Source organism: Streptomyces sp., from assembly GCF_031178505.1.
GTDB classification, from domain to species: domain Bacteria; phylum Actinomycetota; class Actinomycetes; order Streptomycetales; family Streptomycetaceae; genus Streptomyces; species Streptomyces gulbargensis.
The window spans coordinates 1-13,500 of record NZ_JAPSIW010000106.1 but is presented as its reverse complement, the minus strand read 5'-3'; the positions used below and the strand labels follow the sequence as shown (position 1 = coordinate 13,500).

The following is a 13,500-nucleotide window of genomic DNA, read 5'->3' as shown; positions in this document are numbered from 1 at the left end:
GCCGACAGATCCGTCTGAAGCCGTCCGCCCCGCAGTACCTGCGGAAGGACTTCGCGGACTTCGCCGCCCGTGTCAGGCCCGGCTGGCCGTCCGAGATCGGGCAGCCCGTTCGCGACGGCGGGCCGGTCACCGCGCGGGAGCTCGCTGCGCTCCTTGACCGGCAGGAGCGCCGCGAAGGGTGAGACGCGGGTGCGGGCCCGGGGCGTTCGGACCCCCGGGCCCGCACCCTGTGGCGTTCCTTCCACTCCTCAGGAAGCCGGGCCGGGCGCCGGAGCAGGGCGTCAGGGCCGGTCGAGGCGCAGGTGGGGGGCGAAGCGGGGGGTGCCCTCGGAGACGATGGTGGGGCCGGGGGCGATCTCCGTGAAGCCGGCGTCGCGGACCACGGGGAGGTGGCTCGCGGTCAGGGCGGCCCAGTGGCCGGGGGAGGCGGTGCGGACGGCGAGGGGGAAACCGGCCTCGCGCCAGGCCTTGCGGTCGGGTTCGTCCATGGCCCACCACAGCAGTTGCGCGCCGTGCCCCGTCTGGGCCATCGCCTTGCCCGCCGTCATGGTGAGGTCCGGGTTCACCCACAGGGTCACCGCGCCGTCGGGGACCGGGCCGGGGGCGGCCGGGTCGTCGAGGTCCGTGCCGGAGACCTGGAGGCGGGCCAGCTCCTTGGGCCAGCCGTCCAGCGGCACCGGCGGGAAGACCCGTACCTCCGCCTGCGCACCGGTCACCGTGAGGCCCGGCAGGGCCGCCGCGCGGCGCCACTCCGCGCCGCGCGCGCGGCGCACCACCTTGCGGATGCGGGCGTCCTCCCAGTCGGCGACGGCCCGGGCCCACGCGCCGTCGCCGGTCGAGCGGTCGTCGCCGAGGAGCTCCAGGACGGCGCGGGCGGCGGTCTCCAGCGCGTCGGTGCGGGACGGCGGCGCGTCCCGCTCGATCCGGACCACCAGGGGCAGGACGAACTGCGGCTTCTCGTCGCGGCTGTCGGCGTGCGGGGTGTCGTTGCTGCTCACCCGGCAAGTCTGCCACCCCCGCTTCGGGGCGATCTTGTGGGAACGGGACGTTCCGGGTCAGGATGCCCGTCATGAAAAGCGATCTCTTCGCCGGTGAGCACCTGGCAGGGGCGGCCGGTGCGCCGGGCATGACGCTGCAGAACGCCAAGGCGGTCAAGTACACGGTCGACGGCGAGATGCACGCCCGTCAGGGCTCCATGATCGCCTTCCGGGGCGATCTCCGGTTCGAGCGCAAGGGCCAGGGCATCGGCGGCATGCTCAAGCGGGCCGTGACCGGGGAGGGACTGCCGCTGATGGCCGTGCGCGGCCGGGGCGAGGCGTGGTTCGCGCACGAGGCGCAGAACTGCTTCCTCGTGGAGATCGAGCCGGGCGACGCCCTCACGGTCAACGGCCGCAACGTGCTCTGTTTCGACGCCACCCTCCAGTACGAGATCAGGACCGTGAAGGGCGCCGGCATGACCGGCGGCGGCCTCTTCAACTCCGTCTTCTCCGGCCACGGCAAGATCGCCCTGGTCTGCGAGGGCACCCCGATCGTCATCCCCGTCTCGACGCAGGCCCCGGTCTTCGTCGACACCGACGCCGTCGTCGGCTGGAGCGAGCGGCTGCAGACCTCGCTGCACCGCTCGCAGTCCGTCGGTTCGATGATCCGCGGCGGCTCGGGGGAGGCCGTCCAGCTGAAGCTGGAGGGCGAGGGCTTCGTCATCGTCCGCCCGAGCGAGCTCACCCCGCAGAAGAACTCCTCCGGGTGAGGCTGACGGGGGTCGGGCGCCGGTACGGCCCGCGCGGGCCGTGGGCCCTGCGCGGGGTCGACCTCGACCTGCCCGCCTCCCGCCTCGTCCGCGTCACCGGCGGCAACGGCTCCGGCAAGTCCACGCTGCTCCGGCTGGTCGCGGGCGTCGACGCGCCCGCCGAGGGCCGCGTCACCGGCCGCCCGGCCCGCACCGCGTACGTACCCGAACGCTTCCCGGCCGCGCTGCCGTTCACCGCCCTCGACTACCTGATCCACCTCGGGCGGGTGCGGGGGCTGCGGGGCGCGGCGGCCCGGGACCGGGCGGGGGAGTGGCTGGAACGGCTCGGGGCGGCGCGGCACGCCCGTACCCCGCTCGCCGAGCTGTCGAAGGGGACCGCCCAGAAGGTCGCCGTCGCCCAGGCGCTGCTGGCCGACCCCGGCCTCCTCGTCCTCGACGAGGCCTGGACCGGCCTCGACACGGTCTCCCGCGCCGTTCTCGACCACGCGGTGCGCGAGCGGGTCGCGCAGGGCGCCACGGTCGTCTTCGTCGACCACGACCCGCGCCGGCTGGAGGGCGAGGCCGACGCGGAGTACGCGGTGGCCCAGGGGCGCGTACGGCCCGCGGCCGTCCCCGCGCAGCCGCGCCCCGCCACCGGCAGGCGGGTGCGGATCGTCGCCTCCGGTGGGCGGGCGCTCCCTCCGGACCTGCCGGGCGGGACGGCCGTCGCCCCGGGACAGGGGGATGCCACCGTCCTCAGCGTGCCCGCCGACCGCTCCGACGCCCTCCTCGCGGCGCTGCTCGCCGCCTCCTGGCACATTCACCGGCTCGCACCCGCCGAGGCCGACCGGAACGACGAGGGAGACGTACGGGTATGACCGCGCTGGTGCGCTACCACGCGGGGCTGCTGCTCCGCTCCCAGCGCTGGCTCGCCCCTCTCGTCCTGTACGCCGCCGTCCTCGGGATCGGCGTCCACGCGGGCGAACCGGTGCTCGGCGCGCTCGCCCTCACCGCCGCGGCCCTGCTGCCGGTGACGGCCTGGGCGGTACGGATCTGCCTCACCCAGGAACCGTCCGCCGCCCGTGCCGTCGTGGCGGCCGCCGGCGGCCGGGGCCGGGGGCATCTGGCGGCGCTGCTCACGGGGGCCGGCGGGGCGGGTCTGGCGGGCGCGGTCGCCGTGGGCACGGTCGTCGCGGTCACCGACACGCGGGGCGTCGGCCCGGCGGCGGCGGTCACGGCCGGGCTGCTCGGCGCCACGGCGTGCGCCCTGGTGGGCGGCGCTGTCGGCGCCCTCGCGAGCCGCCCGTTCCTCAAGGCCACCGGCTGGTCGCTGGCGGCCCTGGTCGTGGGCGTCCTGCTCGCCCTGGTGGCAGCCGGTTCGCCCGCCCGGCAGGCGGTGACCGTCCTGACGACCGGTTCCGGCCCCGGCGTCCTGTTCGGGCTGCTGCCCTCCGCTGCCGGGGCCCTGGTCCTCGCGTCGGCCGTCGCGGCCCTCTCCCGCTGGGCCACGGCGCGCCTGGAGTGAGGCGCGGGGCCGCAGTACGCTCGAGGGCATGACCACGGAATCCGGCTTCACCTGCGCCCCCGCGAGCGAACCGAAGCCCGCACCGGCGAGCGAGGGTCCGTACGCCGCCTGCGTCCTGTGCCAGGAACCGACCGAGTACCCCGAGTCCACCAAGGGCATCACCCTCTGCCCGGTCTGCGAGTGGCGCGAGGCCGAGCGCACGGCCTGCTCCGGCTGAGCCGGCGGTACGGGTCGGGCCGCCGGCCTTTCGTCAGCCCCGCATGAGCTCCGACACCTTCACGAAGCGGTAGCCGCGCGCCCGCAGCTCCGGCACGATCCGGCGGACGGCCCGCTCGGTGACCGGGGCCGCGCTGCGCGTGCAGTGCAGGACGACGACCGAACCGGGTTTCACTCCGTCGAGCACCTGCTCCGCGACGGCGTCCGCGTCCTCGGCGAAGGCGTCGCCGCCGACCACGTCCCACTGGACCGCCGTGACCCCGGTGGGCGCCAGCGCCCGCAGCGCCGTGTCGTCGTAGCAGCCCCCGGGGAAGCGGAAGTACGGCACCACATGGACGGCGCCGGCGTCCCGGAAGGAGTCGAAGGCCCGCCGGACGTCCGCCGCCATGTCCGGTGCGGAGACCTCCGGCAGCCCGTAGCAGGGCGAGGCGAAGGCGTAGTGACTGTAGGAGTGGTTGGCGATCTCGAAGAGGGGGTCACGGCCGATCGAACGGGCCTGGTCCGGGTACTCCTCCGCCCACCGGCCCGTCATGAAGACGGTCGCGCCGACCCCGAGGCGGCGGAGGGTGGCGATGAGCTCCGGGTGGTCGAAGCGCTCGCCCCGGGCGGCCCGGGGGCCCTGGTCGGCGGTCATGTCGGCGTCGAAGGTGAGCGCGACGACCTTCTCCGCGCTCTTCGCCCGGTGCGTGTAGACGGGGGTGAGGCCGCCGGGCCGGGGCGCGAGCGTCGGGGGAGCGGCGGGGACGGGGGGCTTCCGCTCCGCCGCGGGCGCCGCGCCGCCGGCCCGGGCCGGCGCGCTCGGTCCGCGACCCCCGCCGGCGGCCCGTGGCGCGGTGACGTCGGCGGTCCGCCCGCCGTCGGCTCCGCATCCGACCAGAGCGGAACCCACCAGCGAGCCCAGCAGCGTCAATACCGTCACTTTTCGTACGGAAGTGGTCACAAGCGGAAGCTAACTGATCAGATGATCGTCCTCCGCCAACGGCGCGGCGCCGCCCCGCACTCCCACCCCAACGCCCTCCTCCGTCCCGCCGCCGTCATACGTCCGCCCCGCCGGCGGCTGCCTGCGGGGCGGACGGGGACGAACGCGGGAGGTCCGTGGGAGGGGCCGATCAGCGCCAGGGGCCCGTCACCGCGAAGGTCGTCCCCGGTGAGTAGCAGTTGACGTACATGGTCGTGCCGTCGGGGGAGAAGGTGACGCCCGCGAACTCGCCCCACTCCGGCTCCTCCGGGGTGCCGATGTTCTGGGCTCCCCGGGCCACCGCGTACACCTCGCCCTTCCGGCTCAGCCCGTACACGTGCTGCGCCCCGTCGCCGTCCTCGCAGACCATCAGGCCGCCGGTCGGCGTGAGGCAGATGTTGTCCGGGGTCTCGCCCGGCAGCTGGATGTCGGTGCTCGGGCCGAAGACGACGACCAGGGTGAGCCTGCGCCGGTGAGGCTCGTACTTCCACACCTGACCGAAGTGGGTGGCCCCGGAACCGTCCCTGACGCGGGCGAAGGAGGAGACGAAGTAGACGGCCCGCCCGCCCCAGTAGCAGCCCTCCAGCTTCTGCGCGTGGGTGATGCCCTTCGGCCCGAAGTCCTGGAGCCGGATGGGCGTCTCCACCGCCTGCGGGTCCGGTACGGGGACCCACTCGACGCCCTCGAACCGGGCGCCGGTCTCCTGGATCACGGACAGGTCCGGCACCCCGGGCACCCGCATGGCCTCCAGGGCGCCGCCCGCCCGGAGCGAACCGGTGCCGCCGAGCGGCTTGTGCGGGAGGAAGCGGTAGAAGAGGCCGAAGGGCCGCTCGAAGGCGTCCTCCGTCTCGTACACGATGCCGCTCGCCGGGTCGACGGCGACGGCCTCGTGCTGGAAGCGGCCCATCGCGGTGAGCGGGACGGCGCCGGTGCGGTGGGGGTCGGCGGGATCGACCTCGAAGATGAAGCCGTGGTCCTTGGCGTAGCCGTTGGTGCCGGCCTTGTCCTCGGTCTCCTCGCAGGTCAGCCAGGTGTTCCACGGGGTGGGCCCGCCCGCGCAGTTGACCGCGGTGCCGGCCACGCCGACCCGCTCGCCCAGCACGTTGTCGCGTCCGTCGAGCTCCAGGACGGTGCAGCCGCCCTTGGCTGCGGGGTCGTACGTCAGACCGGGCACGGTCGGGACGCCGATGCGGCCGGTGGCGCGGTTCTCGTGGTTCCGTACGAGGTGGACCCGGCCGCGGCGGCCGGCGAAGGCCCCCATGCCGTCGTGGTTGCTGGGCACGGCGCCCTCGCCCGAGCGGAGCCGCTCGCCCTGGCGGGAGAGGACCTTGTAGGAGAAGCCCTCGGGGAGGTCGAGCAGACCGCGCGGGTCGCGCACCAGCGGACCGTAGCCCGCCTGGCCCGTGTGGCCGCCCGGTACGGCGGCGGCGGTCCCGGCGAACAGCTCCGAGACGGCCCCGGAGAAGACGATCCCGGCGGCGGACGCGCCGGTGCGGGAAAGGATCTGACGTCGTGTCGCGGACATGAGGCAACTCACTTCCTGTGGCGGTACCCGCCCCGCGCCCGAGGGCAGGGGGAGGGACAGGTGTGTGACGTGCTGCACACGTGACGTGTGACCCGCATGGTGTATCACGTGCCGTGGTGACACGTGAACCATGCGGGTCGACGTCGCCTCAGGGGGCGTCCGCGGACGGACGGGGGGTCAGACCAGCTCGGCGGTGAGCGTGATCGTCGTGCCGGTGAGCGCCTGGCTGACCGGGCAGTTCTTCTTCGCCTCCTCGGCGAGCGAGGCGAACTGGTCGGCGTCCAGGCCGGGAACCTCGCCGCGCACGGTCAGGTGGATGCCCGTGATGCCCTCGCCGGGCTGGAAGGTGACGTCGGCCTTGGTCTCCAGGCGGGTCGGCGCGTTGCCGGCCTTGGCCAGACCGTTGGAGAAGGCCATCGAGAAGCAGGAGGAGTGCGCGGCGGCGATGAGCTCCTCGGGGCTGGTCTTGCCGTTCGGCTCCTCGGAGCGGGCCGGCCAGGACACGTCGTACGAACCGAGACCGGAGGAGTCGAGGGTGACGACGCCGGAGCCCTTGAGGAGGTCGCCCTGCCAGACGGTGTGGGCGTGACGCACGGTGGCCATGGTGAATCCCTTTCAGTTGGGTATGGCTCCCAACCTACTGCCCCACAAGGCCCTTCGCGTCGCGTGCGAGGGCGGTGAGCCGGGAGATCGCCCGGAAGTACTTCTTGCGGTACCCGCCGTTCAGCATCTCGTCGCTGAACAGCCGGTCGAAGGGGAGCCCGGAGGCGAGAACCGGTGTCTCCCGGTCGTAGAGCCGGTCGGCCAGCACCACGAGCCGCAGCGCCGTCGACTGGTCGGGGACCGGCCGGACGTCGGTGAGGCAGACCGCGGTGAGGTCGTCGGTGAGGGCCCCGTACCGGCTCGGATGCACCCTGGCCAGGTGTTCCAGGAGGTGCGGGAAGTCGTCCAGGGAGGCGCCGGGCGTCGCGTACGCGGTCTCGGTGACGACCTGGTCGGAGTAGGGGGCGGGGGCCTCGGGCAGGCCCCGGTGGCGGTAGTCCTCGCCGTCGATCCGGAGCGGGCGGAAGTGCGCGGAGAGGCCCTGGATCTCGCGGAGGAAGTCGGCGGCGGCGAACCGGCCCTCGCCCAATTTGCCCGGCAGAGTGTTGGAAGTCGCGGCGAGCGCGACGCCCGACTCGACCAGCCGGGCGAGCAGGCTGGAGACGAGGACGGTGTCGCCCGGGTCGTCGAGCTCGAACTCGTCGATGCACAGGAGGCGGTGACCGCTCAGGGTCTTCACCGTCTGCTGGAAGCCGAGCGCGCCCACCAGGTTGGTCAGCTCCACGAAGGTGCCGAAGGCCTTCAGCGCGGGCTCGGCCGGGGTGGCGTGCCAGAGCGAGGCGAGCAGGTGGGTCTTGCCGACGCCGTATCCGCCGTCCAGGTAGACCCCGCGCGGGCCGCTCGGCGCGGCCGGCTTCCTGGCGAACCAGCGGCGCTTGCCGGCGCCGGAGGCGTGCGCCCCGCCCAGGCCCTCCGCGAAGGCGCTCAGCACCTTGACGGCCTCGGTCTGACTCGGCTGGTTCGGGTCCGGGAGGTACGTGTCGAAGCGTACGGAGTCGAACCGCGGCGGCGGCACCATCTCGGCGACCAGCCGGTCGGCGGGGACATGGGGCTCGCGCGAGCAGAGCGAGAGCGGGGCCGCTCCGGAGGAGGCGGCTTCGGTGAGAGCACGGGTCGACACAGTTCCCCACTGTAAGCGCCGTGTCAGACTGCGAGGATGCGACGCCTCTTCCCTGTGACGGACATGACAGCCCACGAGGCACCCTCCGGAACCGAGGCCGGGACGCCTCCCGGGCGGCCGGGGGAGTGGACCCTCGACGCGCTGGCCGACGCCTACGCGTACCCGGAGGGGGACGGTGTGTGGCTGCGCGCCAACATGGTCTCCTCGCTGGACGGCGCCGGTCAGCACGACGGCCGCTCCCAGCCGCTCTCCTCCGACACCGACATGCGGATCTTCGGCACGCTGCGCGGCCTGGCGGACGTGGTGGTGGTCGGTGCGGAAACGGTACGCCTGGAGGGGTACCGCCCCGCCAGGGCGCGGGAGGCCTTCGCCGCCCGCCGGGCCGCCGCGGGCCAGGGCCCCGCTCCGGTGATCGCCGTCGTCAGCGCCTCCCTCGACCTCGACTTCTCCCTGCCGCTGTTCACTGAGCCCCTGGTGCCCACCCTGATCCTCACCGGGGCGGCGGCCCCCGCCGACCGGGTGCGGGCCGCCCGGGAGGCCGGCGCGGAGGTGCTGGTCGCGGGCGACGGAGCGGGCGTGGAGCCGGCCCGGGCGCTCGCCGCGCTCGCGGAGCGGGGCCACCGGCGGCTGCTGACCGAGGGCGGGCCCCGGCTGCTCGGCCAGTTCGTGGCCGCCGGGGTCCTGGACGAGCTGTGTCTGACGGTTTCCCCGACCATGACGGCGGGGGGCGCCCAGCGCATCGCCGGCGGGCCCCCGGTGGCCGTCCCGACCCGCTTCTCGGTGGTCTCGGTGCTGGAGGAGGACGGGTTCCTCTTCACCCGGTACCGCCACGTCCGACAATGAGCGGAATTTGCCGTTCCGCTTAGCGTCCGCCGGGGCACACTACTCACGCAGACCCCGTGTGGGCACGGGGAAGGATGGTTTCCGCAGAAGGGCTCCTGAGTTGTTCACAAGCGTTCTGATGATCGAGAAGCCCCTGTCGTCCGTCGACGTGGAATTCGTCACCACGCTGCACGGCGACGAGGGCGTGTCCTTCATCGTTCTGATGCAGCCGCGCGGTGACCAGGCCGATGTACTGCTGCGCGCCATCGACGACGTCGCGCTGGGCGAATTGAAGGAAGCGGCCCGCGAGGGCGAGGAACCCGAGGGACGGGAGGCGCGGCTCCCCGCCGAGCGGGCCCTGGAGCACTCCCTCCAGGCACTGAGGGACGCCGGCTGCGAGGCGGTCGGACAAGTGGTCGAGAACCACCCCCTGGACAAGATGAAGGCGGTCGTCGACGAGGTGAACGCCGACGAGGTGATCGTCCTCACGGCTCCGCACTACGTGGAGGAGTTCTTCCACCGCGACTGGGCCTCCCGCGCCCGCCACAAGGTAGGCGTACCGGTCCTGAAGCTGTTCGCGCACAGCGACTGACGGCGCCCGACCGGGCCGGGCGACGGCGCCCGGCCCGGTCGCGCGTCACCGGCCCGCCGCGCCCGCCCGTGGGCGGGCCCGAACGGACGGTCCGTGGCGTGCCCGCCCCGCCACCCCGGCGCTCCGGCGGGCCCGCCGCTTCGCCCGCCGCCGGGGCGCGCCCCGGAGAGGAGAGCGGGAAGCACTAGGCTGGGGGGCTCCAGAACCACACACCCCGGGGAGAGATCCGCATGGCACCCGCCATCCCTGCCGCCATGGAACGGCCGCACTTCATCGGCATCGGCGGTGCCGGAATGTCGGGCATCGCCAAGATCCTCGCCCAGCGGGGTGCCAAGGTCGCGGGCAGCGATGCCAAGGACTCCGCCACCGCCGAGGCGCTGCGCGCGCACGGCGTCACCGTGCACATCGGGCACGCCGCCGAGCACCTCGCCGACGACGCCTCCGCCGTGGTCGTCTCCAGCGCCATCCGCGCCGACAACCCCGAGCTGGCCCGCGCCGCCGAGCTCGGCATCCCCGTCGTGCACCGCTCCGACGCCCTCGCCTCCCTCATGGACGGCCTGAGCGCGATCGCCGTCGCCGGCACGCACGGCAAGACCACCACCACCTCCATGCTGGCCGTCGCCCTCACCTCGCTCGGCCAGGACCCCTCGTACGCCATCGGCGGCGACCTCGCGGGCCCGGGCACCAACGCCCGGCACGGCGAGGGCCGCGTCTTCGTCGCCGAGGCCGACGAGAGCGACCGCAGCTTCCAGAAGTACGACCCCGAGGTCGCGATCGTCCTCAACGTCGAGCTCGACCACCACGCCAACTACGCGTCGATGGACGAGATCTACGAGTCCTTCGAGGCCTTCGCCGCCAAGATCCGCCCCGGTGGCGCCCTCGTCGTCGGCGAGCACGCGGGCGCCCGCGAGCTGGCCCGCCGCGTCGCCGGACGCGAGGACCTGCGCGTGATCACCGTCGGCGAGTCCGAGGACTCCGACGCCCGGATCACCGCGATCGTCCCGAACGGGATGACGAGCGAGGTGACCGTCGTCCTCGACGGCACCCCGCACACCTTCACCGTCTCCGTCCCCGGCCGCCACTACGCGCACAACGCCGCCGCCGCCCTCGCCGCCGGCGCCGCCGCGGGCGTCGAGCCCGTCGGCCTCGCGCAGGCCCTCACCGCCTACACGGGCGTCGGCCGCCGCCTCCAGCTCAAGGGCGAGGCCCGGGGCGTCCAGGTCATCGACTCGTACGCCCACCACCCCACCGAGATGACCGCCGACCTGGAGGCCATGCGCGCCGCCGCCGGCGACGCCCGCCTCCTCGTCGTCTTCCAGCCGCACCTCTTCTCCCGCACCCAGGAGCTGGGCACGGAGATGGGCGCGGCCCTGGCCCTCGCCGACGGCTCCGTGGTGCTCGACATCTACCCGGCCCGCGAGGACCCGATCCCCGGCGTCACCAGCGAGCTGATCGTCGACGCCGCCCTTGCCGCCGGCGCCGACGTCACCCCCGTCCACGACAAGGACACGGTCCCGGACGTGATCGCGGGAATGGCGAAGCCCGGCGACCTCGTTCTGACCATGGGTGCGGGTGACGTGACGGACCTGGGCCCGAGGATCCTGGACCGGCTGGCCGAGAACTGACCGGCAGGGGGCAGGGGAAACCGAAGGGAACCGAGGAGCGAGCGATGGCGTACGAGGTCGAGAAGACGGACGAGGAATGGCGCGCCGAGCTGACGCCCGCCGAGTACCAGGTGCTCCGGCAGGCCGGTACCGAGCCCGCCTTCCGCGGTGAGTACACCGACACGAGGACGAAGGGCGTCTACTCCTGCCGGGCCTGCGGCGCGGAGCTGTTCACCTCGAACGAGAAGTTCGAGTCCCACTGCGGCTGGCCGTCCTTCTACGACCCGAAGGACAGCGCGGCGGTCGAGCTCCTGGAGGACCGCTCCCACGGCATGGTCCGCACCGAGGTCCGCTGCGCCCGCTGCGGCTCGCACCTGGGCCACGTCTTCGAGGGCGAGGGCTACCCGACCCCGACGGACCAGCGCTACTGCATCAACTCGATCTCGCTGCGCCTGGAGCCCGAGGAGGGCTGACCACCGGCGGCCCCTTCCCGCGACCGCGCCCGGCCCGGGACCGTACGCCTGCCGTACGGTCCCGGGCCGGGCCGTTCCCCGTCTCAGCCCGGCGAGGGCACCGGGGTGACCTCCTCGCGCCCGATGCGGCTGCCCGACTTGTAGATCGAGACCGTTCCGTCACGGATCACGTACCGGTACGGGCTGTTCGTCGCCTCGTACCCCTCGCTCGTCCTCCGCGCCTTCATCGCGATGCCCGGCTCGCGCCCGTCACGGAACTCGCCGAAGTAGTAGAGCTGACCCGACGCCGTCGCGCAGAGCGTGATCCGGTGGTCCTCGGTGTGGAAGGCGTCGACCAGCTCCGCGCCCTCGCCCTTCGGGAGCGCCTCCGCGACCCGGGAGGGGCACGGGGCGGCGGTGGCGCTCCGGCTCGCCGTCGGCCCGGAGTCGTCGGGTTCCGTCCCCTCGAACGAGCGGAAGACGCTCGACGCGATCCCGAGCGCCACCAGCGCTCCCACCACGGTGAGGCAGCCGGCCAGGCATCCGTTGGACTTCTTCTTCGCCGGCGGCCGGTACGGCGGGGTGTGGACCGGACGGGACGGGGCGGCCGGGGCGGGCGCCGTCCGGCGCGGCGGGGTCGGCGTGTAGCCCGTACCGCTCGGCGGCGGGTAGAAGACACCCGTCGGACGGCCCCCGGACCCGGCGGTCCGCCCCGTCCCGCCCGCCCGGGGCCGGGCCGCCTTGCGCGGCGCGGCCTTCCTCGCCCCGGCGGAACCGCCGCCGGACCCACCGCCCGAGGCGCCTCCGGATGTCGTCGCCCTCGGCCCCACGGCCGTCCTGCGGGGCGTGGCGGGTCCGGGTGAGGTCGGCTTCCGCCCGGGTCCGGCGCCCGCGCTCCAGCTCTTGCCGCAGCCCACGCAGCTGAGGTTGCGGGCGCTGTTGGTGGCCCGGCAGACCCCGCACTGCCAGTCACCCGCCGGGCGCGCCGGGGACGGCCGTTTCACCGCCGGGCGTGACGGGGCGGCGGGCCGCGGCATCGGTGCCCGCCGGGTCGACCCGCAGATCGAGCAGGCCGCGTCCTTCGGTCCGTTGTTGTTGTCGCAGTCCGCGCACTTCCAGTTGGCCGAGCCCGCCACCCGTGTCGTCCCCTCCTACCGGTCGCCCGGCGCCGGGTGCGCCATCACGTCCCGGAACAGTTCCTCCGAGCCCGGTCCCGCCGGGCTGACGATCCACGCGGGATCCTCGGGCACCCGCTCCAGCTCCGGTTCGGCCGGTGTGCCGCCCTCCTTCGCCGGTGCCCCTCCCGGGGAGGCCGGGGTGGGGAGCCGCTCCTTTCCGTCCGGGTCCGCCACCCGTGCCCGCACGTCCTCGCGTACGCCACCGGCGGCCCCGCCCGCCGGGGCGGCACCCGGCACCGGGACCGGGTCCGCCCGCGTGGCGGCACCGGCCGCCGTGGGGCCGGCCCCCTCCCCGTACGGCACCGAGAAGTCGTCCCACAGCAGGCGCAGGAAACTCCGCGTCCGCTCCACCGCGCCGCGCGGCACGTCGACCCGGACCACGAGCGACTCGGCCCCCTCGGCGCCCACCCCGGCCACCGGCGGGGCGAGCGCGCCCGCGTCCGGGAAGCGGAACCGGAAGACCACCCGGTGGTCCTCCCACGCGTCCCGGGGCGGGTGGAGCACGGCGGAGACGCAGCGGCTCACCCGGGCCTCGAAGACGCCCTCGCCGATCCAGGTGAACTCCATGAGCCCGTCACGGCCGAGGGAGAGGCGGAAGCCGCTCCACTCCAGAGTCACAGGCTGTTCGCGATCGTCTCGATGATCTCGTCCATCTCGAACTCCTCCAGGCCCTCGCCCGCCTTGGAGGCGAAGTGGAGGGTGAGGTCCCACTCCTCGGCGATCTCCGACCACGGCGCCTCCTCCGGGGCGAACAGGACCAGCCGCTTGGCGGACTGCTCCATGACGGAGGTCTGGCTGCGGGCGTACCCCCACTGCTCGAAGAGTTCGTCCATGGTGCGGGGGATGTGGCGGGGGTAGGTGGCCGCGCCGGCGCCGACCGTGCCGAGGGGGTGCGCGGGCGCGTCCGTGAACATCACGATGACGTGCCGGCGGCGGTCGAGCCCGGTCTCCCACGGCGAGTTGATGGCCAGCGCCAGCGCCTCCAGGCCGGACTCGGGGATGTCACCGCCGCCCCCCGCGTCGATCCCGCCGACGAATTCCTCGAACTCCCGGGCCTGTGCGGGCAGGTGGAGGAAGTCGGTCTCCTCGACGGCGTCCGACGGGTCGTCGCCGAAGTCGCGGAAGGCGATGACCTTGAGCCGCAGCTGGCTGATGGACTTGCCCTTCTTGGCCATCACG

The 13,500-nt window shown here is 74.2% G+C and carries 16 protein-coding genes and 1 pseudogene; 9 read left to right on the top strand and 8 right to left on the bottom strand.

Annotated elements, in window-relative coordinates; genetic code table 11:
* Positions 1-182, top strand: a pseudogene (locus tag RIF68_RS10710) (hypothetical protein); the annotation flags it as partial.
* Between the two features lie 99 nt (positions 183-281).
* Here the strand turns inward: RIF68_RS10710 and RIF68_RS10705 are convergent.
* Positions 282-998, bottom strand: a complete 717-nt coding sequence (locus tag RIF68_RS10705; protein ID WP_309050935.1) for a peptidyl-tRNA hydrolase — start codon at positions 996-998, stop codon at positions 282-284.
* A 71-nt stretch (positions 999-1,069) separates the two neighbouring features.
* On the opposite strand from RIF68_RS10705, the gene RIF68_RS10700 reads away from it, so the two are divergent.
* From RIF68_RS10700 to RIF68_RS10685, 4 genes are read left to right on the top strand one after another with little or no spacing between them, the layout of a single operon-like run.
* Positions 1,070-1,747: an AIM24 family protein gene (locus tag RIF68_RS10700; RefSeq protein WP_309050934.1), complete on the top strand. Its 678-nt coding sequence runs from the start codon at positions 1,070-1,072 to the stop codon at positions 1,745-1,747.
* Positions 1,744-2,604 carry an ABC transporter ATP-binding protein gene (locus RIF68_RS10695; RefSeq protein ID WP_309050933.1) on the top strand — a complete coding sequence of 287 codons (861 nt, stop codon included), beginning with the start codon at positions 1,744-1,746 and terminating at the stop codon, positions 2,602-2,604. Before RIF68_RS10700 ends, RIF68_RS10695 begins: the two co-directional genes overlap by 4 nt.
* A complete protein-coding gene (locus RIF68_RS10690; RefSeq protein WP_309050932.1) occupies positions 2,601-3,251 on the top strand; it encodes an ABC transporter in 651 nt (216 codons plus the stop codon). Before RIF68_RS10695 ends, RIF68_RS10690 begins: the two co-directional genes overlap by 4 nt.
* 28 nt (positions 3,252-3,279) lie before the next feature.
* Positions 3,280-3,468: a hypothetical protein gene (locus tag RIF68_RS10685; RefSeq protein ID WP_309050931.1), complete on the top strand. Its 189-nt coding sequence runs from the start codon at positions 3,280-3,282 to the stop codon at positions 3,466-3,468.
* Between the two features lie 33 nt (positions 3,469-3,501).
* Here RIF68_RS10685 and RIF68_RS10680 read toward each other — a convergent pair whose 3' ends face one another.
* The 4 genes from RIF68_RS10680 to zapE all read right to left on the bottom strand — a co-directional run bounded on the left by RIF68_RS10680 (position 3,502) and on the right by zapE (position 7,673).
* A complete protein-coding gene (locus tag RIF68_RS10680; RefSeq protein WP_309050930.1) occupies positions 3,502-4,386 on the bottom strand; it encodes a polysaccharide deacetylase family protein in 885 nt (294 codons plus the stop codon).
* Between the two features lie 190 nt (positions 4,387-4,576).
* Positions 4,577-5,950, bottom strand: a complete 1,374-nt coding sequence (locus RIF68_RS10675; protein WP_309050929.1) for an alkaline phosphatase PhoX — start codon at positions 5,948-5,950, stop codon at positions 4,577-4,579.
* Positions 5,951-6,127: 177 nt separating this feature from the next.
* Entirely contained in the window at positions 6,128-6,553 is a 426-nt protein-coding gene (locus RIF68_RS10670) for an OsmC family protein (RefSeq protein ID WP_309050928.1), read from the bottom strand.
* A 34-nt stretch (positions 6,554-6,587) separates the two neighbouring features.
* Positions 6,588-7,673, bottom strand: coding sequence for a cell division protein ZapE (zapE, locus tag RIF68_RS10665; protein ID WP_309050927.1), 1,086 nt, complete (start codon positions 7,671-7,673; stop codon positions 6,588-6,590).
* Between the two features lie 36 nt (positions 7,674-7,709).
* On the opposite strand from zapE, the gene RIF68_RS10660 reads away from it, so the two are divergent.
* The 4 genes from RIF68_RS10660 (at position 7,710) to msrB (ending at position 11,164) form a co-directional block, all read left to right on the top strand.
* Positions 7,710-8,516: a pyrimidine reductase family protein gene (locus RIF68_RS10660; protein ID WP_309050926.1), complete on the top strand. Its 807-nt coding sequence runs from the start codon at positions 7,710-7,712 to the stop codon at positions 8,514-8,516.
* A 100-nt stretch (positions 8,517-8,616) separates the two neighbouring features.
* Positions 8,617-9,087, top strand: coding sequence for an indole-3-glycerol phosphate synthase (locus RIF68_RS10655; protein ID WP_309050925.1), 471 nt, complete (start codon positions 8,617-8,619; stop codon positions 9,085-9,087).
* 230 nt (positions 9,088-9,317) lie between these two features.
* Entirely contained in the window at positions 9,318-10,712 is a 1,395-nt protein-coding gene (gene murC, locus RIF68_RS10650; protein WP_309050924.1) for a UDP-N-acetylmuramate--L-alanine ligase, read from the top strand.
* Positions 10,713-10,756: 44 nt separating this feature from the next.
* Positions 10,757-11,164: a peptide-methionine (R)-S-oxide reductase MsrB gene (gene msrB / locus RIF68_RS10645; protein ID WP_309050923.1), complete on the top strand. Its 408-nt coding sequence runs from the start codon at positions 10,757-10,759 to the stop codon at positions 11,162-11,164.
* An 83-nt stretch (positions 11,165-11,247) separates the two neighbouring features.
* Here the strand turns inward: msrB and RIF68_RS10640 are convergent, their stop codons facing one another.
* The 3 genes from RIF68_RS10640 to RIF68_RS10630 form a co-directional block, all read right to left on the bottom strand.
* Positions 11,248-12,279 (bottom strand): hypothetical protein, encoded by a 1,032-nt coding sequence (locus RIF68_RS10640; RefSeq protein WP_309050922.1) that lies wholly within the window; start codon positions 12,277-12,279, stop codon positions 11,248-11,250.
* A gap of 15 nt (positions 12,280-12,294) precedes the next feature.
* The gene (locus RIF68_RS10635) at positions 12,295-12,939 is read right to left on the bottom strand and encodes a hypothetical protein (RefSeq protein WP_309050921.1); all 645 of its coding nucleotides are present in this window, start codon (positions 12,937-12,939) and stop codon (positions 12,295-12,297) included.
* Positions 12,936-13,500: VWA domain-containing protein (locus RIF68_RS10630; protein WP_309050920.1), on the bottom strand; the 565-nt coding region annotated here is incomplete at its 5' end. The genes RIF68_RS10635 and RIF68_RS10630, both read right to left, overlap by 4 nt.

Excerpts from the sequence above, each read along its gene's own strand:
- RIF68_RS10700 (WP_309050934.1), top strand. The coding sequence starts at position 1,070 with ATGAAAAGCGATCTCTTCGCCGGTGAGCACCTGGCAGGGGCGGCCGGT.
- RIF68_RS10690 (WP_309050932.1), top strand. The coding sequence starts at position 2,601 with ATGACCGCGCTGGTGCGCTACCACGCGGGGCTGCTGCTCCGCTCCCAG.
- RIF68_RS10685 (WP_309050931.1), top strand. The coding sequence starts at position 3,280 with ATGACCACGGAATCCGGCTTCACCTGCGCCCCCGCGAGCGAACCGAAG.
- RIF68_RS10675 (WP_309050929.1), bottom strand. The coding sequence starts at position 5,950 with ATGTCCGCGACACGACGTCAGATCCTTTCCCGCACCGGCGCGTCCGCC.
- RIF68_RS10670 (WP_309050928.1), bottom strand. The coding sequence starts at position 6,553 with ATGGCCACCGTGCGTCACGCCCACACCGTCTGGCAGGGCGACCTCCTC.
- RIF68_RS10660 (WP_309050926.1), top strand. The coding sequence starts at position 7,710 with ATGCGACGCCTCTTCCCTGTGACGGACATGACAGCCCACGAGGCACCC.
- murC (WP_309050924.1), top strand. The coding sequence starts at position 9,318 with ATGGCACCCGCCATCCCTGCCGCCATGGAACGGCCGCACTTCATCGGC.
- msrB (WP_309050923.1), top strand. The coding sequence starts at position 10,757 with ATGGCGTACGAGGTCGAGAAGACGGACGAGGAATGGCGCGCCGAGCTG.